General features: G+C 46.9%; 14 protein-coding genes. 12 read left to right on the forward strand and 2 right to left on the reverse strand.

The annotated features are described in order from the left end of the window. Nucleotides 1–131 precede the first annotated feature (131 nt). Nucleotides 132–2,033, forward strand: coding sequence for a glycoside hydrolase family protein (locus BMW79_RS08935; RefSeq protein WP_089893382.1), 1,902 nt, complete (start codon nt 132–134; stop codon nt 2,031–2,033). Between the two features lie 117 nt (nt 2,034–2,150). Further along, nucleotides 2,151–3,053, forward strand: a complete 903-nt coding sequence (locus tag BMW79_RS08940) for a DUF1266 domain-containing protein (RefSeq protein ID WP_089893384.1) — start codon at nt 2,151–2,153, stop codon at nt 3,051–3,053. A 2-nt stretch (nt 3,054–3,055) separates the two neighbouring features. Here the strand turns inward: BMW79_RS08940 and BMW79_RS08945 are convergent, their stop codons facing one another. Next, nucleotides 3,056–3,952, reverse strand: a complete 897-nt coding sequence (locus tag BMW79_RS08945) for a hypothetical protein (protein WP_089893386.1) — start codon at nt 3,950–3,952, stop codon at nt 3,056–3,058. A 103-nt stretch (nt 3,953–4,055) separates the two neighbouring features. On the opposite strand from BMW79_RS08945, the gene BMW79_RS08950 reads away from it, so the two are divergent. The 9 genes from BMW79_RS08950 to BMW79_RS08990 all read left to right on the forward strand — a co-directional run bounded on the left by BMW79_RS08950 (nt 4,056) and on the right by BMW79_RS08990 (nt 13,566). Then, nucleotides 4,056–4,805 carry a glycine-rich domain-containing protein gene (locus tag BMW79_RS08950; protein ID WP_218150293.1) on the forward strand — a complete coding sequence of 250 codons (750 nt, stop codon included), beginning with the start codon at nt 4,056–4,058 and terminating at the stop codon, nt 4,803–4,805. A gap of 19 nt (nt 4,806–4,824) precedes the next feature. Next, nucleotides 4,825–5,190 (forward strand): DUF2207 domain-containing protein, encoded by a 366-nt coding sequence (locus tag BMW79_RS08955; protein WP_089893389.1) that lies wholly within the window; start codon nt 4,825–4,827, stop codon nt 5,188–5,190. Between the two features lie 739 nt (nt 5,191–5,929). After that, entirely contained in the window at nt 5,930–6,925 is a 996-nt protein-coding gene (locus BMW79_RS08960; protein ID WP_177192092.1) for a sensor histidine kinase, read from the forward strand. A gap of 6 nt (nt 6,926–6,931) precedes the next feature. Continuing rightward, nucleotides 6,932–7,684, forward strand: a complete 753-nt coding sequence (locus BMW79_RS08965; protein WP_089893395.1) for a LytR/AlgR family response regulator transcription factor — start codon at nt 6,932–6,934, stop codon at nt 7,682–7,684. A 130-nt stretch (nt 7,685–7,814) separates the two neighbouring features. Further along, on the forward strand, nt 7,815–8,000 hold the full coding sequence (locus BMW79_RS08970; protein ID WP_089893397.1) for a hypothetical protein: 186 nt from the start codon (nt 7,815–7,817) through the stop codon (nt 7,998–8,000). A 44-nt stretch (nt 8,001–8,044) separates the two neighbouring features. Next, on the forward strand, nt 8,045–8,419 hold the full coding sequence (locus tag BMW79_RS08975; protein WP_089893400.1) for a response regulator: 375 nt from the start codon (nt 8,045–8,047) through the stop codon (nt 8,417–8,419). 71 nt (nt 8,420–8,490) lie between these two features. Then, nucleotides 8,491–11,673: a lantibiotic dehydratase gene (locus BMW79_RS08980; RefSeq protein WP_089893403.1), complete on the forward strand. Its 3,183-nt coding sequence runs from the start codon at nt 8,491–8,493 to the stop codon at nt 11,671–11,673. Between the two features lie 198 nt (nt 11,674–11,871). Further along, nucleotides 11,872–13,143, forward strand: a complete 1,272-nt coding sequence (locus BMW79_RS08985; RefSeq protein WP_089893406.1) for a PQQ-dependent sugar dehydrogenase — start codon at nt 11,872–11,874, stop codon at nt 13,141–13,143. A gap of 9 nt (nt 13,144–13,152) precedes the next feature. After that, the gene (locus tag BMW79_RS08990; RefSeq protein WP_089893408.1) at nt 13,153–13,566 is read left to right on the forward strand and encodes a c-type cytochrome; all 414 of its coding nucleotides are present in this window, start codon (nt 13,153–13,155) and stop codon (nt 13,564–13,566) included. A gap of 122 nt (nt 13,567–13,688) precedes the next feature. On the opposite strand, the gene BMW79_RS08995 is transcribed toward BMW79_RS08990, so the two are convergent. After that, entirely contained in the window at nt 13,689–17,180 is a 3,492-nt protein-coding gene (locus BMW79_RS08995) for a PKD domain-containing protein (protein WP_089893410.1), read from the reverse strand. Between the two features lie 235 nt (nt 17,181–17,415). On the opposite strand from BMW79_RS08995, the gene BMW79_RS09000 reads away from it, so the two are divergent. Continuing rightward, nucleotides 17,416–19,230 carry an ABC transporter ATP-binding protein gene (locus tag BMW79_RS09000; RefSeq protein ID WP_089893413.1) on the forward strand — a complete coding sequence of 605 codons (1,815 nt, stop codon included), beginning with the start codon at nt 17,416–17,418 and terminating at the stop codon, nt 19,228–19,230. Nucleotide 19,231: the final 1 nt, after the last annotated feature.

Consider the following 19,231-nt stretch of genomic DNA (forward strand, 5'->3'; position numbering starts at 1 on the left):
AATTGCTTACTACTCAAAACGTCAGAAATACGTCTGTTGTTTTTATAACAGGAAGATAAATTCTTATTCACATGAACGCTTCTCATTGCCGGCAACTTTTTCTATTTTGATGGAAGTTTATATTTCCACGTATGGCAAGCAGCAGAAGACATTTTATCAAAGCCGGAACAGCCGGATTACTCGGCGCCTGTTATGCCGGCAACAGCCTCACGCTTTTTTCCCCCACTCCCGCTAATGAGCTGCAAACGCTCAGTGAATCCTTATCCGCTACCTGGGGAAAAACCCTGCTTGATTTACAGGTATGGGACAGCCGGGATAAAAACTATGGTACCATTATCTATCCAAAGGAAAATGTGGTGCATGGAAGGATGGGTGATACTTTTTATCCTTTTCTGCACCTGGCGGCGCGTACGGGCAACAGTGCTTACCTGGATGCAGCCATCTTGCTTTACCGCTGGATGGACAGCACCGTGAGCCAGGAAGATGGTTCCTGGTTAAATGAGCCGAAGGCGGGCTCCTGGAAAGGCACCACCGTTTTTTCGGCGATTGCACTGGCAGAGGCGGTAAAACAGCATGGACATTTGCTGGACAACAATTTCAAACAACAGCTGCTGGATCGTTTGCGTAAGAGCGGGAACTATATTTACGATCATTTCACTTTGCAATATGGCAATATCAATTACCCCATTACCGCTACTTACGGGTTATCGTTGTTGGGTGAATTGCTGGATGAACCAAAATTCATCAGGAAGGGCAGAGCGCTGGCACATGAGGTGCTGCCCTACTTCACGAAAAAGGACCGTTTGCTCAGTGGTGAAGGCGGCCCTTTGGATATCAGCAGTCCGAAAGGATGCTTCTCGGTAGACCTGGGATATAATGTGGAAGAGTCGTTGCCTTCCCTGGTGATGTATGGTTTGTTGACAAAAGATAGTACCGTACTGGAAACGGTGACGGCTTCCATGCAATCACATCTGGCGTTTATGCTACCGGATGGTGGCTGGGACAATAGCTGGGGAACCCGCAACTATAAATGGACCTACTGGGGCAGCCGTACTTCCGATGGTTGTCAGCCGGCCTATGCATTGATGGCGGCGAAACAACCTGTCTTTTACAAGGCGGCGCTGCGCAATACGCAGCTACTGGCGTCCTGTACCAGGGAGGGCCTGTTGTATGGCGGGCCGCATTATGTATCACATGGGGTAACTGCCAGTCTCCATCATACCTTTTGCCACTTAAAGGCATTGGTTACAATACTGGACCATGGTATCCCCGTTCCTCCCGTATCTCCCGAAAAAATAAGCCTGCCCCGGGAGAAATCCTATGGCAGCCGGTTTTTTCCGGATATTCAGACCGGGTTGATTGCACTGGGTAAATACAGGGCAACGGTTACGGGCTACGATCGCAACTACAAAGAATTCCGGGGAGGGCATACATCAGGTGGCGCGCTTTCTATGCTCTGGCATGAAGTGGCGGGGTTGATCATTACTGCCAGTATGAATGAATACCAGCTGTTTGAGGCGGGGAACATGCAGGTAGACGATGATCCGCATTCAATTCCACTTACTCCCCGTATTTTAATGGAAGATAACGGGCAGGCGTACACGAATATCCAGGATTTTGGCGCTAAGATCACCGTAACGAAGGAGAAAGGGGGCATTACCGTGCATACAGCTTCCCGGCTGGTAAACAGCCGGCAGGAGTCGCCTGCTGCGGGGCCGCAGTCCTGTGAGGTTATCTACCGCTTTACCCCTGATAAAGTAAGCCTGCATTTTAAAATGAATACGGCCGGGACGGGAGAAGTCCGTATAGTCGTCCCGGTGATATCGCCTTCCACAGAAACATGGACGGCTGTTACTCCGCGGCGAGTGCTGATCAGCAGGAATGGCGGCCATTTGCAGGTGCAGGCCGACCAGGATTTGCAGGTACTACCGGTAACGGGTACACGGGTATTCAATTTTGTTCCCGGCCTGGAGGCCATCCCTTTTTACTTCACCGCTTCGGAAGCCAGGGTCGAAATCAGTTTTACATCATGAGGCGCTGCTATTAAAATATTATCTATATTTGCCATACTAGGAAAAATCTACGCTCTGGTTTTATACGTAAATACCGGAGAGTCAATCCATTTATAAGAACCCTTTAACCACATTCCTATGGACGAGCAGCACTATATGGAGCAGTACTGGCAACAACTGCGCGATATGGGCCTCCCTGAAGAAGCGATAGCCATGTACAAGCAACAGTTTCAGCAAACTGCCGGCGCCTCACTTAACTGGCCGGAGCAGATGAATCTGTTGGAAGAGAATATCCATCAGTTTAATCAATTATTTTCCGGTGACGATGCCGATGTAAATGATACGGATGAAGATCCGCTGGTGATCTGTCTGAATCCGGACAGCGGGTTGAACATTGCGCAGCAATGGGGCGTTGCCTGTGGGGCTGATATTGCTTTTGTAAACCGTCAGTACCTGAATGATGTGACTACAGGGTTGGGAACGCAGGATTGCCGCGATCTGTTATCTGAGTGGTGGGATATAGAAAGTACTGCTGCTTTAAAGAGCACACTGGGCTGGCTCCGGGAAAGTGGCCACCGGATAGAATATGATATGATCTGGCAGGCGATTAACATGGTGTCTTTGAAAGAAAGTAAAGCTTTTTTAAGAGAATATATTGCTACCAATGAGCTGGAGGAAGCCATCGTGATGGAGCGGTTGCGCAATACCCGTGAGGCGTTGGAGCTGTTCCGGGAAAGAAGGCTGATAGATAAAGCACTCCAACCCGATATGCTGATCTGGGATTTTGGCCGCATTATTAACCTGAGCCGGTCCGGTTATGACGCTGGCTATATCAGTGAAGCGGAAGCCTTGGAATATATTCATGCCTGTGTACCCCTGATAAAAAGAACCTATACTTCCTGGAAGCATCTTTCTGTTTCCTACCAGTTTGCCCGTTGTGTATGGAATGGCGTGGAAATGGGAGGGTTTGAGGCACTGCAGCGTAATATGGAATATCTGCTGATGGCGCCGGAGAGCCCCTGGAAAAAACTAAGCTTTTAGATTTAATGTTGCATGATCCTGTTCTGCTCACTGTCTTTCAGGTGCAGGAGGATATGTTTGGGTAGTAACGGACTATCGAAGGCAAGGTCTACAGATGTTTTCTCAAAGTCCTTTAGTTTTGCCACCCGGTGAAATATTTCATATAACGCAATGGGTTCTTCATTGAAGCTGACACAGGTACTTACGAAGTTCAGTTCATTAATCACATATCCCGGCCTTTTCATATTGTCTTCCACGTCTTTCAGTCGGCCGATAAAATGACGTTGACGGATAAACGTAGTGCTGTTCATGATGATAAAAATGTAGTTGGCGTAAGAGGTTATTTTGCCATAGTACATGTGATTGTCTCTCCCGGTGCGTTCTACCAGGTATTCTTCTCCCGATTTATATATTTCCAGTGAAGACCGCCAGATCCGTTCGGCGGCTTTTTTGCCTGATTTAAAGGGCAGGTTGCGGTTATAACAATACCAGTATCCTACGAGGTGGTCCAGCAAGGGCTGGTTTACTGTGGCCAGTGGTACATTGATTTTGAGTTCATGAAAGGGGTATACTTCGGTAGAGTTATTGATGAAGTCGATATAGCTGCCAAAGCCCAATGCTACTGCTATGACGTTGAGTTTTGAGAAATTGGGGCTGCCGAGTGAGTGCAGCGCGCTGTTGTTTTTCGCGGCTTTCAGTTTGCGGATGATGAGGTGTTCATAGAAATAATTATCTCCAAAAAGGGAAGGTGCAGCGCTGATTTTCCTGGAGCGTTGTTGTTTTTCTATGATGGCATTGAATTCGTGGACAATGTAAGTCCATTCGGTTTTCGAAACGTCCTCCCAGCTTATCTTTTTCAGGTATTGATAGGCTACATAATTCATTAACCGTTCGAGGTTCAGTAATTCTTCCCTGCTCATAATAATACGATTATAATACGGAAATAGGTCTCTCTAAGATACGTACAAGACTTTAGTATTCTGTATTTATTTCATCTTGGTAGTAACAAAAAAAATTAAAACTATGATGATGAAAAACAATGAATTTGTCGCCTTATCACCAGGTAATTTGCTCTGGGAGCGTATTAGCAGTTTCAGGCTGGATGACCCGGATGCCCGGATACCGTTTTCGAAAAAACTTGCCCGGGAGCAGAAATGGGATGAAGCCTTTACCCGGCGCGCCATAGAGGAGTACAAGCGTTTCATTTATCTCTGCTGTATTTCGCCGACGGGTGCTTCTCCTTCGGAGGTAGTAGATGAAGTATGGCACCAGCACCTGCTTTACACGGAAAACTACTGGGATGCTTTTTGCGGAACCACGCTGGGCAAAAAGATCCACCACTATCCTTCTTCAGGTGGCGCCGCAGAGCGAAAGAAATATGCAGACTGGCAGGAGGATACCGGGGAGCTTTACCGGCGATGTTTTGGGGAGGATCCGCCGCCTGCTTTCTGGAAAAATGAAAAACCCCGTCTTTCCACGTTGTTCAAACGTTTTACCGCCTTCCCCCGGCGATGGTTAACGCCCCTTCTTTTCTTTTTCTTCTTTCTTTTTACTGGTTGCGCAGGCAACAATGGTTCCTTCTCCTTCATAATACTGGTGTTGTTGTCAATTGGATGGTTGCTGACGCCGGATCACCGCAACGGAAAAGATAAAAACAAAAAGTCTGACGATAGCTCCGGTGGTTGCGGTAGCAGTGATAGTAGCTGCGGCAGCAGTTGTGGCAGCAGTTGTGGAAGCGGATGCGGCGGAGGCTGTGGTGGATGCGGATCCTGAGATGTAAAAAACTGATCGTATGAAAAATGAAAATACCCCGGCCAGATGGCCTTATCTCCTGCTCTTTATTCCCTTCTTTTTTCTTCCTTTATGGTATGTTCATGAGGTGTCTGGTCAATGGAATCCCTTTGCTATCAACGGAAAGCAGTTTCTTTGGTTCTATGGTTACGCCATTATGCTGGGTTATGCGCCGGTATTGTTATGGAGGGATAGCCGTCTTTTTCCGTCGATGAAAAGAGTGGTCGCTTACCTGCTGATAATAGGTGTATGCCGGCTGTGTCAGGGATGGTATCATGGAAAACCTGTAGGCTTCCTGGTGCTTATGCTGATTGGTTTGCTGGTGCTGTGGCTATTTACGTGGAGCTGGTATATGAAAAAGAGATAGACGATGGTCTATCTCTTTAGAGCTGTAGGGGACATTCATAGTGTTTCCATAGAATAGAATGATATTAGCAGGTAGAGCTGTTCATACCTCAGCTATAGTCTTTTTTTGGAGTGAACAAGGACAAAATACGCTAGGTTTTCTGACCAGATTAGTGTAATATTATTAATAATTATATGTCAATCTTTTTCTTAAAGTGACAATGGTAACAACAATGGATGAAAGTATCTTAGGTGCATTTTAGTGCACATCTTCATCCTTGTTTTGTAGAATTTGTAACGGCAAAGAGCTTAGCCAGTATTATTTTCAGGCTTGTATTTCAAAAGTCAGCAATAAATGGCAGGCTATTAAACTTATTAGATGAAGTGACTAATAAACGCGATGAAAATGCGGTTGTGCCCAACATTGTATACATTTGAGGGTTTTAGAAGGCATTAGTAATGTGTAAGTTATAGGCGGAAAAGCCTCTTTGTATAACATGAAATAGTTATATGATAAAAGAAAAACAGATTGCTAAAGTATTTTTATCTTACTTGCTTCTGCTTAGTGTTAATATTTATATACAGGGATCGCAATGCTAGCTTTTTTTAGAAGTAGAACCAGTGGAGAACCGCCTGATATCAGCAGGAAGCTCATGGAATGGTTTTCATTCTTTTTATCTGATAAGTACTACAAAACCAGGATCCGGGTATGGTCGCATATACTCATGTGGGGATGCATGGCTGTATTATATTCTCTTTTGATGAGTTCAAGTTTTGAGGTATCTGTCAGTGCGAGCGTTGTCTTTGTGTTGCGCAATATGTTGGGGGCGACTTTCTTTTTCTACTTCGTTTTTTATTTTATTGTCCCTAAAGTGTTGCTGCGCGGCTATATTTTTCTAACGCTTGTATGTCTGATGATCCCGTTACTGTTCTGGTCCATCATCAATTATCTTTTTTCATTGTATGCCGTTGTTTTTCTGGAAATCCGGGACAATGGCCTGCGGGAGTTTCTGGAGCGCGTGGTAAATGCTGGCTGGGCGGATACTTTTTCCCCTAATCATCTGTTGAAGATTTTTCTCCCGGTGTTGATGACGATTGCGCCACCGGTATCCCTGAAGCTGCTCCTGGATATTATCCGGGCTTCTACCCGCACATTGCGGCTGGAGCGAGATAACCTGAACCTGGAGGTTGATTTTCTCCGTTCCCAGCTGAATCCGCATTTTCTTTTCAATACGCTGAATAATATTTACTCCTTGTCGATCAGAAACGACCCGATGGCTTCTGATCTGATCATGCACCTGTCTGAAATGATGCGTTATACGCTGTATGATTCGAATACGGAAAAGGTGCCTTTACATATGGAGGCAGAATTTTTGAAGAATTACGTGGAACTGGAAAGTGTACGCTACGGAAAGAACGCCAGTATTCAGTTTGAATGCGATACAGAAGCAATGGGAGAATACCAGATAGCGCCTTTGCTGATGTTTCCTTTTGTTGAAAATGCATTTAAGTATTCACATAGCACTACCTCCAATAAATGCTGGATCCATGCTTCTATGGAAGTAACGGGCGATCAGCTCAGATTTGAAATTTCAAACAGCAAAGGAGAGTTACCGGAAGGGAAAAATGTACCCGGTGGCATTGGGTTGAGCAATACTCATAAAAGATTAAATCTGTTATATCCGGATCAACACACTTTATTTATTGAAAATAATCCCGAATATTACAAAGTTGTCTTGACACTAACGTTGAACTAGAAAAATATGGATCAAGTAATTACCTGCCTCGTAGTTGATGATGAGCCGTTTGCGAGGGATCTGATGGAAAATTACATTGGACGGGTGCCTTATCTGCAACCTGTAGCTTTTTGTGAGAATGCCTTTGATGCAATGAATGAATTGCAGCGTCAGCCTGTAGACCTGCTGTTTTCTGATATCCAGATGCCTAATATCAACGGCATAGAAATGATCCGCTCCCTGAGCAATCCTCCTTTTGTCATCTTTACTACCGCTTCAAAAGACCATGCGATTGCCGGTTTTGAACTGGATGCGGTAGATTACCTGGTAAAGCCGATTTCCTTTGAGCGGTTCCTGAAAGCGGTGAACAAGGCCCGCGGTCATATCAGTCAACGCCTGGTGCCTGTAGTACCCGCCGAACCCGTCCGACCTAAAACCAGTCCAGCCAACCATCTTTTTGTCAAGGATAATAACAAGTTGACCAAGATCCTTTTCGAAGATATCTACTATGTGGAAGGCATGAAGGATTATATTAAAATTGTTTGCCGGGAGAAGAATATTATTACGTATATGCGTATGAAAGCGATCGAAGATATTTTGCCTCCCGATCAGTTTATGCGCATTCATAAATCCTATATTGTCCGCCTGCAATCCATTAAATCCATCATGGGAAATACAGTGGAAGTGGTGAACGGACAGTCGGTTATTATCTCCAAAGCATCCAGGCAGGAGCTAAAGCGTTTACTTGGCATTGCTAACTATAATGACGATGAAGAATAATTATGGATGGGCAGATTCGATCTTTCGTCGAAAAAATGGGTAATTATGTCTAATAAAATATGATAATTGAGAACATTGGGCGAGTTTCGATCCTGATATAAATATCCATTTACTTTTAAAATATGTAAATATGGAAAAAAACATGTCTGTGAATAACCGCCCGATGTTAACCTTAGAAAAGGAAATTATTTCAAAAGCTGATACGCGCACGATTGAGAATATGAAGGCATCCAACAGTAGTGATACTGCTATGATGTATTCCAGTATACCCACTATTCCCACAACAACAGGATCTGTTTTTACACTGGGAGCCTAACTGAATTTGTTTACTATTCCTCATTGATTAACCCCTTTGGTCAAATGCAATACAGATGTGCCATAGTAGATGACGAGCCTCTGGCATTAGATATTCTGGAAAGCTATATCCAACGAACTTCCTATTTAAAACTTGTAAAAAAAGCATCAGAGCTGCACACCGTGGAAGATCTGATAGCGGAAAGAAAAGTGGACGTTGTTTTTCTGGATGTGAATTTAAGAGGCAATACAAAAGACATTATAGCGCAGTTCCTGAAGAAGGACTGCGTTTTTATTCTTGTTACTGCATATTCCAGCCGCGAAGTACAGCACCTTTGCCTGAAAGGTGGACAAGGCTATCTGGGGAAGCCAGCCAGCTACAAGAAATTTGTAGATGAAATGGAAAGGGTTATTCCCGGCGTTAAAATAGCTGTGACCTGAGATCCCGAAAACACTTTATCTTTATCTAGGCATACGTAACCGGAAAGCATACGCTTTTCACTAAAGTTAGTATGCGGATTGTCATGTCCCTGCTTAGCACCTGCGATTTCTTTTTATTAAGAATGCCACTATTGTCATTTGAAGAAGTGCTGCGAATGCATCGTAGTGCCCATAATGACCAGGATTCTTTTGTCGCCGCTATCCGGAGATTATATAGCTCTCCATTGCTGCAGGAAGCCGTGTTCCTGGCCAGCCCGGCTTTACATGCCCAGATGATGAAATGGCTGTCCTCCTCAGATCTTTCCCTGAAATTGCCATTGGCACTTTACAGGTATTTCCTGAGGATGAGTACCCGGTGTACCCCGTATGGATTATTTGCAGGATGTGTCACTGGCAGGATTGTTCCCGGAGCCACACAACTGCCCGTTCCCGGTGAGCATCCCTATCAACCCGTGGCAAGGCTCGACATGGAATACCTGTCCGAGTTAATAAATGAATTGGTACAAAGGCCCGAAATAGGTAAACAGCTTACTTTTTATCCTAATAATAGTTTATATACCGCCGGTACCACCTGGCGGTATTTCGAATATCAGTTGCGCGAAAAAAAACGCCATTACTTCCTCAGCGCTTTTTCAAGGGATACCTATCTCGACGCCCTGCTGACTGCCGCCACTAACGGGGCTACCCTTTCATCACTGACCACATTGCTGACCCGTAAAGGGGTATCCGGGGAGGAAGCCGATACTTTCCTGGATACACTGATCCGTAATCAGATCCTCGTTGCCGGCTTATCCGCCGAAATCACCGGAATAGACCAGCTGGAGCAGCTGATCCGCAGTCTGACTGCACTCGATCCTGCACCTGCGTTTATCCCTGCGCTACAACAGATCCGGCAGCTGCTGATGTCAGACTCCCGCGGCGTTACACGTTACCAGGAGATACAGAAAATACTGATGACACATTTTCCGGAAATTGTGGTCAAAGATCCGGTACAGGTGGATCTTTTTTTTATGCCTGGTACGACGCATCTCTCAGCCGCAGTCACGGACCTGTTGCTACGCCGGTTGGAACGGTTGTCTGTATTGGGCGATGCCGGAGCCAGCGCAGACCTGCGGCAGTTTAAAACCCGTTTTATCCAGCAATACGATCAGCGGGAGGTGCCGCTGATGATGGCGCTCGACAGTGAGTCTGGTATCGGGTATGGTGTTGTCAGCGGAGATCATGCGAGTTATACGCCGCTGATCGACGACCTGGTGATGCCCACCCATCAAGAGAATGGCACTGTTAACTGGAACGTGCAAACGAAATTCATACTCAAACATTTCCTTGCATCCAGGAGTAGTGGCGCAACAGTGATTTCACTCACAGATGAGGATCTCGACGATCTGGCCGAAGATGGGCATACACCTGCTATGCCATCTTCCTTAGGCCTGATGGGTTCACTGTTGGCTGCTTCGGCTAGTTCGCTGGACAAAGGCGAATTTCAATTTCTTCTGAAGGCCTGTAATGGCCCCAATGCTTTGTCTTTGCTGGGTCGCTTTGCAACCGGTCAGGAAGAACTGGAAAAATTACTCCGTGATTTTGCGCGGGAGGAGCAGGTTGTTGAAAAGGACCGGATACTCGCAGAAATAGTACATCTGCCGGAAGGGCGTACCGGTAATGTGCTCTTACGTCCATCGCTATACGAATATGAAATTCCTTTCCTGGGGAAAAGCAGTTTGCCGCAAGAAAAGCAGCTTCCCGTCAGTGATCTGTGGATATCGGTGCGCAATGGCCGCGTGATATTGCGGTCGCGGCAACTAGGAAAGGAAGTCCTGCCCAGGTTAACCAGCGCACATAATTTCATACGTGGTCTGGCTGTCTACAAGTTCCTGTGCGACCTGCAACAGCAGGACGCGCTTTCCATACAATGGAACTGGGGAATTTTACTGGATCAGCCTTTTCTGCCAAGAGTGGTGTACCAGGAAATAATACTGGCAAGGGCAAGATGGCGGCTGTCACATAGCCGCTTTGAATCGTTACTGGCATCTCATACTCCCGATGCAGCGTTGCTGCGGTTGAAAGAAGAATGCCAGTTGCCCGATGATGTACTTTTATCGGAAGGAGATAATGACCTGTTGATAGACTTTACGAGTGTATTCGCGCGCATGTTGTTGACCGATAAACTAAAAAAGGGGAGTGTAATTTTATACGAGAACCTGTTTAGTTCTGCAACACGTTTACCTGGCACCGAACAGGGGGCTTTCTGTAATGAGATTATACTCCCTTTGCGTAATACGCGCTGGCAGCCACCGGCAGCTGTTGAAGAGCAGCCCGAAACGCTGCCGCTTCCCCGCAGCTTTGTACCGGGCAGCGAATGGTTGTATGCGAAGATTTATTGTGGTTTTAAATGGATGGATAAGCTGTTACTGAAAGAGTTGCTTCCGTTAACAGCGTCGTTGCAATCTTCCGGAATAACGGATAGCTGGTTTTTTATCCGCTACCAGGACCCGGAGCCGCATATCCGGATCCGTTTTCATCTGCCGCAATACCAGGCGCATAGCCAGGTTGTGATACAGCAACTGCAGGACATACTGGCGCCCTATCTGCGCAACGATATTGTTCAGAAGCTGCAGTTTGATACCTATATCCGGGAGTTGGAGCGATATGGTGCAGTGCTGATGGAATATAGTGAAGCATTTTTCTTTCATGACAGCGAAGCGGTATTGCGGCTGTTGCAGACCATTGGTGGAGGAGAAACGGAGGAGCGTTGGCTGATAGCGTTGAAAGGGGCCGATGAATTGTTGAACGGTTTCGGCTATACGCCGTTGATGAAGAGCCGGCTGCTCGAGGAGCTACAGCAGCAGTTTTTTAAAGAACACCATGGCAATGCCGCGCTGATGCTGCAATTGAACAATAAGTACCGTCTGTATAGCCGGAAGATTGCAGCAGTGCTGTCTGATAACGTATATAATTATACGTTGTCAGACAGCACTGAGATCAGGCGATCCGCTTACGGGAGTGCTGCATTTTATACCGGTACACCAGGTGCTTTGCCTGTAGAGGTGCGGGAGATATTCGGCGCCCGCGCCGGCGCCCTGGAAAAGGTTATCCGGGAACTGCGGCTCATACAACCCGATGCGGTAACAAGATTGCCGCCACATTACCTGCACATGTTCCTGAACCGTATGTTTACCGCAAATGCCCGTTTACAGGAACTGGTGATATATCATTACCTGATGAAGTATTACGCATCGGTGGTAGCGCGGGGATAATGTGGCTGTTATCGGTGCGACCAGGATTTTTTTTGTAGATGCCCGTAAAATTATCCCGAGGGCCAGGATAGCGGTCACTTCACTATTTCCGTGGTACTGCCCGCCATTCATCCATAAATTGCAGAATCCATAAAATCCTTGTTATTTTTACAGGGTAAGTTTAAAGTTCCCCTCATCAATTATTGAAAACTAAGTAACATGAAAACAAGAATCGCTCTCCTGGGATGTTTGTCCGTGATGACCTTGTTATCGGTGCAAAGCAGGGCCAATAATGGCGACAGTAGTGTTATTCGTCCTATGGTGGCAGATCCGGCCAATGCAGGATTGAAACTGCCTACCGGCTTTAAGGCACAGGCCATTGCAGAGAACCTGGGCGCCGCCCGTCACATCGCAGTAACGCCGCTGGGGGATGTCTATGTAAAAATTCAGACTTCCAAACCAGGCAAAGCTATTGCCGTTATACATGGCAATGAAGTAAAAACCTTTGGTACTTACCGGGGCACGGGTATGGTGATCAAAGGCAATTACCTGTATACATCTTCCGATGAAGAAGTATATCGTTATGCCCTCAATGATAAATTTGAGGTGATCAATCCGGATCAGCCCGAGAAGCTGGTGACAGGTTTGATTAACCGGCATCAGCATGAAGCAAAAGCGCTGACGCTGGATAATGAAGGGAACATTTATGTAAATATCGGTGCCTATTCTAATTCCTGCCAGGTGCAGGACCGTGCGAAAGGATCCAAAGGAATAGAAGGCTGCCCGATCCGTGATTCAGCGGCGGGTATCTGGCAGTTCCGGGCAGATAAGCAAAACCAGACCTATGGCGATGGTACGCGTTATGCCAGCGGGTTGCGTAATGTAGTGGGGCTCGACTGGAATACAGCAGACAATCAATTGTTCGTGATGCAACATGGCCGGGATGGTTTGTTTGATATGTTTCCGGAATACTACAACCTGCAACAGGGAAATGAGTTGCCTGCTGAATGTATGTATGCGTTGAAGAAAGGAGATGATGCAGGCTGGCCGTACATTTATTACGACGGAGAGCAACATAAGAAAATACTGGCGCCGGAATACGGTGGCGATGGTAAGAAAAAAGGAGGTGAAAATGCCATTGATCCGGCTATTGCTTTCCCTGCACATATGGCGCCTAATGGTTTGTTGTTTTATACCGGTAACCAGTTTCCTGCAAAGTACAAGAACGGTGCGTTCGTTGCTTTTCATGGTTCCTGGAACCGCCAGAAAGGACAGAAGGGTTATTTTGTAGCGTTTGTACCATTTAAAGATGGTAAACCAACCGGAAAATGGGAGATTTTTGCAGATGATTTTGCAGGCGTAGAAAACATTCAGTCACCGGGTCAGGCAAAACATCGTCCTTGCGGATTGGCTCAAGGACCCGATGGTTCCCTGTATGTAACGGATGATGTAAAAGGAACAGTTTATAAAATCACCTATGGTGGTAAATAATGATCTTGTATGAAGAAAATCATATTAACAGGTGTTGCACTCAGTGCAGCACTTTCTTTTTTAGCTGCGCAAACAAAAAAGCCGGTGGCAGGTTCATCGGTCGCCAGAGGTAAAAAGGTGTACGAGCAATACTGTCTTACCTGTCACCAGGTGGATGGCAGTGGTGTTCCGCATTTAAACCCGCCACTGATCAAAACAACTTTTGTGTTGGGAGAGAAACCGGCGCTGGTACAGGTGATATTAAAGGGAATGCAGTCGTCTGTGCCGATAGATGACGAATATTATTCGAACAATATGCCACCGCATAATTTTCTGAAAGACCAGGAGATTGCGGATGTGTTGACTTATGTAAGAAATAATTTTGGCAACAAGGCGGGTGCGGTAACAGCAGCGGAGGTGAAGGCCATCCGTGCGAAGAATTAACGGATTAAATGATCATTATACAAAAGGGGCTGACCATATGGTCAGCCCCTTTTGTATCTGACAACAGTATCATGAACATGATGTGTAGTCTTCTTTTTATTTCAAGGTAAAGGGACGGGTTTTTAGTCCTTTTCGGTTAAAAGGATGGCCATGATGGCGCTGTCATTTGCGCCGCCCCTGCCTTCCAGTTGCATCACGATTTCTCCTGCGACAGGACTTACATTCAACATTTCGATATGGAACAAAGTGTTATAGTTGTCGTCGTGCGTGAAGATGGTATTGCCGCCGATAGTGGCTTTGAAACCAAATTCCGCTGAAGTGTTGTCCGTTTTGTAGCAATACAGGAAACGGATATCGTATTTCTTACTGTTGTTGGCACCTTGAATGCGCCAGTCGTTGAATCCATACAATCTTCTTCCGTCGGCGTATACAAAGGTTGGCAGGCCTTTGTAGGAAGCTGCCAGTCCCGGCATCAGTGTATCCCACTGGGTACTCTGCGGTTTGAAGGAAAGACCGGTAACAGCACCGGTTGCATCGATCAGGCCAGTCGTGGCAGCGCCGTTGTTGGCGGTGTTGGTGATCTTATTGAAGTTGCCGGTTACGGGTTGGGCGGAACTGCCGAAGTCGAGCCATACTCTCCTGGTGCCTGCCGGTGTGATGTTGGTGTATACGGTGGCCAGCCTTGTCTGCAGTGCTGTTTTAGTGCTGCTTGCAGTCAGGTTACCTACTACACGTACTGCTTCCAGGTAATCATTGTAATCGCTGCTGGTTTCTGCACGTACCACAAAGAAGGTCGCTTCCTGTTCTTTGTTTTTACTATGCATTTGCAGGATGTCTTTCTCGAAGTCAAACCCGGCAGTGGCTTTATTATAGAGTTTACCATTCCAAAGTTCGGCGTTGTGACCACCTCCAAACACCAGGCGTGTTAATGGCGGGAAGAAGGGTTGTTGTGCGACCAGGGCATCAATTGGTGCAATGTTACTTCCCTGTACGCCGATCTGTGTATCGGCGAGGCCTACTACTATCATACCCGGGATATCTTTTATAGTGGCTGCATTGGCGACCATGTTATTGGCCGGGATGGAGCTGAGTATATAAGACGTGAGGAGGGAAGGATAAGCAATGATAAATGTGGCGATACCACCTGCTCCGCTGGATAAACCGGTGCCGCTGATCCTGTTGGGATCTACGTTGAAATTGGCCAGCAGGTAATCGTAGGCTTTCTTTACCGAGGCGGCTGTGTGTTCGAAAGCTGCCTGTGGACAGATCACTACGCTGTTCATTGCCTGTCCGGCGTTGATCAGTTGTGGTAAACCTGTTTCCAGGACATTGTTGATGTCTGTTCCCATGCCACCGTCGCCGTGCAGGAAGATGATAGCAGGTAATTTCTCTGCTGCTGCCGGGTCGTATCCGGCTGGCAGGTAGATCCAGCATTTGCTGTTGGTGGCCGTGTCGTACACGTTGTTGTTTGGGCCACCGGAGCTGAACCACTGAGATGCGGTGACGGCTTGTTTGGTGATTTGTACCGTATCGCTGGCAGTTTGTCCGATGCTGTCGGTAACGGTTAACCTGAACACATATACGCCGGTAGTTAAGCCCGTAACGGTGGTACTTACTGCAGTTGCGTTGGTAATAACACCTGCGGCAGGACCGGAAACTTTTTCCCAGAGGTAAGATTGTATGGTACCGTTGGGGGTGGTAGATCCGGCGCCGTTGAGCGTTACAGTAGTGCTGCCGGTGGTTTGATCCACGCCGGCGTTGGCGGTTGGGGGTACTATTACCACCGCGTCATTTACCACTACATTTACAGTGTCGCTGGCAGGGCTGCCGGTTGATGGAGTGCCAGTTACCTTGAAGGTATAGGTGCCTTTTATGAGGCCGGTTACTGCAGTGTTCTGGCTATTGGGAGAAACGATAACAGCGCCGGTATTGCTGCCGATGCCAATGATCTCCGTACCGATCCTGAATCCGTTTACTCCACTGGCAGGCAGGTAGTAGTTATTCACATCCAGCCCGGTGAGTGTAGCTTGTTCCGTGTTGGCGTTAGCGTTAGTACCTTCAGTTACGGCGCCACCGTTTTCCACGTATACAGCACGTACGTTCTGCCATTTCGCGAGGATATTCCGGTTCAGCAATACTGGTGCGGTACCGCCCCGGAAGCCATTTACACGTACGCAGCTGGAGTGTACATCAGCGATGGTGTTATCTTCAATGGTAACGGTTTGCGGGCCTTCCACACGCAGGCTGATGCCTTCATTCTGGCCGCGTACCAGCAGGTTATTTTTAATAACACCGGAGCTGCTGGCATAACATTGCAGTAAATCGCCCCAGCTGTCGTGGATATAGTTGTTGGTGATTTCCCAGTTGGTAACACCACCCCAGATGATACCGCCGTTATCGGACCATACATTACGGGATGCATGGTTGCGGATTTCGTTATTGTAGATTTTTACATCATCTGAACCGGCTACCTGGATACCATCGCCACCGATATTGTACAACAGGCAGTGATGAATGCGTACATTATTGATACGTATAGGCACTTTGTATCTTACCGGATCTGGCACTTCGCCCACGTTGGGATAATAGGGTGCGCCCGTGCCGGGAGCCTGTGTATCCCAGTAAGGAGCCGTATGGCCGATGTACATCCCTTCATTGTAGTTGTCGTGGATGATACAGTTGTCGATGCGGATATTTTCCAGTCTCTTACTGGTTCCCCAGCTGTTGGTATCTGCCAGTACTACTTCTTTTTTACACCAGATGGGTGTACCACCACCGGTGGAGGTGAGGTAGGCGATGCGGACATTATCTGTATACATTTCGCAGATAATGTTTTTATAGGCTTCGCGGGCGGGAACGGCCAGGGAACCTTTCAGCAGGAAGGAATTTACATCTGTGCCCCACACGATCATGTGTTTACAGTTGGACAGATTTAAGGCTGCCGCATAAGAGCCGCCGTTCCAGCTTTCTTCTCCGATAGTAACCACTTCACCTTCTACGTTCTGCACAAAAATGGGATTGGCAAGGGTACCCTGGAAGTTTTCAAATCCAACTGATTTGAAGGTTCCTTTTAACAGGATCAGGTCACCAGGTTGATAGCCGCCACTGGTAAAGTTTAACAGTGCCCTGCCCTGTGCATCCGGCAGGATGGTGAATGTTCTGGCAGGATTATGCGTGTAGCTGAGCCGGTCGTAGTTAACGCCATTGTTGATCGGGCCGGTTACCTGCTCCCAGAGCCAGGAATTGGCGATTCCCTGTACGGCAGTAGCCGTTAAATTGGTATTGCTTACCGGCAGGTTGATCGCCTGGTCTGCGCCGGCGCTCACAATCAGGGTGGCTGGTGCCGGGGCCAGGGCATCAATTTGTTGCTGTAAACCGGTGAGCACATTCTGAAGGCCGATGATATCCGCGATCACGTGGGTGTGATTAGCGGCTGCCTTGCCATTCAGCGCGGTCTGTGTAGCCGTGCTTACCGGTTTGGCGGCGTCGCTGGTGTTGTCTACCTGGCTTAGGCCGACTGCATTCTTGTCTAAAGTTTGCCAGGTCTCATCTCCTCTCCAGTACTGGTCTGGTGTGCCAGCTGCAAGGAGTGCTTTTGATTCATTTTCGGGCATAAGATTTCATTTGAGGAATTCATCATTCCTGATTAAGAATAAAAAAGGGTAACAAATAGTCCGGTAGGAAAGGACGCTCAAAACGTAGTGATAGCTACAGTACTAAAAGGTTAACATAATAGAGTGTTCAGGTGTTATTATAGTTACTAAACAAATATCCTGCATGACTGCGCTTTGGATTTGCGTGGGGAAAAATAGTCATCAATTAACGTTGTCCTAATCGTATTTTTAAAGTATGAAGATTCTCTGGAACTATTTAAAACCACATCAATGGCTGGTGATTTTATCCTTACTACTGGCGGGAGTAAGCCAGGTGCTGGTGATGACAGATCCTTTAATTTTCGGTAAGATTATCGATGATTACGCAGGGAAAGCATCTGATATGCCGGAACAGGCGCTGGTGAAAGGCGTATTGTTCTGGTTAGGCGTGGCAGTAGTGATTGCTTTGCTCGCCCGACTGGCAAAATCTTTCCAGGAATATTTCCTGCGGCTGGTAGTGCAGAAATTCGGGATGCAGGTATTCAATGATGGATTGAAACAAACGCTCCGCTTATCGTTTGAAGAATACGAAGAACAGCGTAGTGGTGAAACACTGGCCATATTACAAAAAGTAAGAACCGATACGGAAAGATTTATCACTGCCTTTATCAACATCCTGTTTACCTCGCTTGTAGGGATGGGATTTCTCATCTGGTATGCCATTACTAAGCATTGGGCATTGATTCCCGTATTTGTGATCGGTATTATTTTCCTGGGAGGCCTGACCGGTTTACTCAGTAAAAAAATGAAAACAGTACAACGGGCCATCAACCGGGAAACCCTGCAATTGTCTGGCGCTATTACAGAGTCGTTGCGAAATATAGAACTGGTGAAAAGCCTGGGCTTAACTTTCCCGGAAATCAGGCGGTTAAAAACATTTACCAGGGAAATTTTTGACCTGGAAATGGAGAAGACCCGGCAGGTAAGAACTTTATCTTTTTTACAGGGTACTACGCTGAATGTATTGAAGCAATCGATCCTTTTTATTCTGCTGTGGCTTATTTTCCGGAATATACTGACTACGGGAGAATTGATCACCATGCAGTTTATCACCACCGCGATTTTTGTGCCGTTGCAGGACCTGGGCAATATTATTATCCAGTACCGGGAAGCAGAAGCATCGCTGCAATTATTTCATAAACTCATGCAACGCCCGGTGGAAGAGCGTCCGGAGGAACCGGTGGAGATAGGCGAGTTACAACAGTTGCGATTTGATAACGTAGTATTCCGGCATAAAACCGCTACCTCCAATGCCATCGATCATATTTCATTTTCAGTGGAAACCGGCGATACAATTGCATTTGTGGGACCCTCCGGTTCCGGAAAATCTACCCTGGTAAAACTATTGGTAGGTTTATACAAACCAGTAGCAGGAGAAATATATTTCAATGATGTGCCTTCCGGCGATATCCGGTATAATGCTTTACGGAGACAGATCGGCTTTGTTACACAGGATACTCAGCTGTTTGCAGGGACCATTAAGGAAAACCTGTTGTTTGTGAAATCGGATGCCACAGACGCAGAAGTAATTGACGCCCTGGAAAAGGCCTCCTGTACTGCATTACTGGCACGTTCAGAAAAAGGGATCTATACTAAACTGGGAGAAGGTGGCGTAAAATTATCCGGTGGGGAAAAACAACGTATCTCCATCGCCCGGGCATTGATCCGGCACCCGCGCCTGCTGATTTTTGATGAAGCCACTTCTGCGCTGGATTCTATTACAGAAGAAGCCATTACCGATACCGTCAGAAGTATTTCTGCCCGCAGGGAACAGATCACCGTACTCATTGCGCACCGCTTGTCGACCATTATGCATGCCGACCGGATTATTGTACTGGAACGGGGTAAGATCGCAGAAACCGGCACACACGCCGAACTGGTGGAACACAAAGGATTATATTATGCCATGTGGCGGCAGCAGATCGGAGAAAGGAGAACACCGGGATTGCCGGTCAGTGCGAAGGGAACGGGAGATGAGGAGGGGGAAGAGGAAGAATGGGATGCTTTATAGG

The organism is Chitinophaga arvensicola, from assembly GCF_900110835.1.
Classification (GTDB): Bacteria; Bacteroidota; Bacteroidia; order Chitinophagales; family Chitinophagaceae; genus Chitinophaga; species Chitinophaga arvensicola.

What these genes read in the sequence shown, in the direction of transcription:
- BMW79_RS08960 (WP_177192092.1), top strand. Translation starts at nt 5,930, where the DNA reads ATGAGTTCAAGTTTTGAGGTATCTGTCAGTGCGAGCGTTGTCTTTGTG.
- BMW79_RS08955 (WP_089893389.1), top strand. Translation starts at nt 4,825, where the DNA reads ATGAAAAATGAAAATACCCCGGCCAGATGGCCTTATCTCCTGCTCTTT.
- BMW79_RS08995 (WP_089893410.1), bottom strand. Translation starts at nt 17,180, where the DNA reads ATGCCCGAAAATGAATCAAAAGCACTCCTTGCAGCTGGCACACCAGAC.
- BMW79_RS08980 (WP_089893403.1), top strand. Translation starts at nt 8,491, where the DNA reads ATGCGGATTGTCATGTCCCTGCTTAGCACCTGCGATTTCTTTTTATTA.
- BMW79_RS08985 (WP_089893406.1), top strand. Translation starts at nt 11,872, where the DNA reads ATGAAAACAAGAATCGCTCTCCTGGGATGTTTGTCCGTGATGACCTTG.
- BMW79_RS08965 (WP_089893395.1), top strand. Translation starts at nt 6,932, where the DNA reads ATGGATCAAGTAATTACCTGCCTCGTAGTTGATGATGAGCCGTTTGCG.
- BMW79_RS09000 (WP_089893413.1), top strand. Translation starts at nt 17,416, where the DNA reads ATGAAGATTCTCTGGAACTATTTAAAACCACATCAATGGCTGGTGATT.
- BMW79_RS08975 (WP_089893400.1), top strand. Translation starts at nt 8,045, where the DNA reads ATGCAATACAGATGTGCCATAGTAGATGACGAGCCTCTGGCATTAGAT.
- BMW79_RS08950 (WP_218150293.1), top strand. Translation starts at nt 4,056, where the DNA reads ATGATGATGAAAAACAATGAATTTGTCGCCTTATCACCAGGTAATTTG.
- BMW79_RS08990 (WP_089893408.1), top strand. Translation starts at nt 13,153, where the DNA reads ATGAAGAAAATCATATTAACAGGTGTTGCACTCAGTGCAGCACTTTCT.
- BMW79_RS08970 (WP_089893397.1), top strand. Translation starts at nt 7,815, where the DNA reads ATGGAAAAAAACATGTCTGTGAATAACCGCCCGATGTTAACCTTAGAA.
- BMW79_RS08945 (WP_089893386.1), bottom strand. Translation starts at nt 3,952, where the DNA reads ATGAGCAGGGAAGAATTACTGAACCTCGAACGGTTAATGAATTATGTA.
- BMW79_RS08935 (WP_089893382.1), top strand. Translation starts at nt 132, where the DNA reads ATGGCAAGCAGCAGAAGACATTTTATCAAAGCCGGAACAGCCGGATTA.
- BMW79_RS08940 (WP_089893384.1), top strand. Translation starts at nt 2,151, where the DNA reads ATGGACGAGCAGCACTATATGGAGCAGTACTGGCAACAACTGCGCGAT.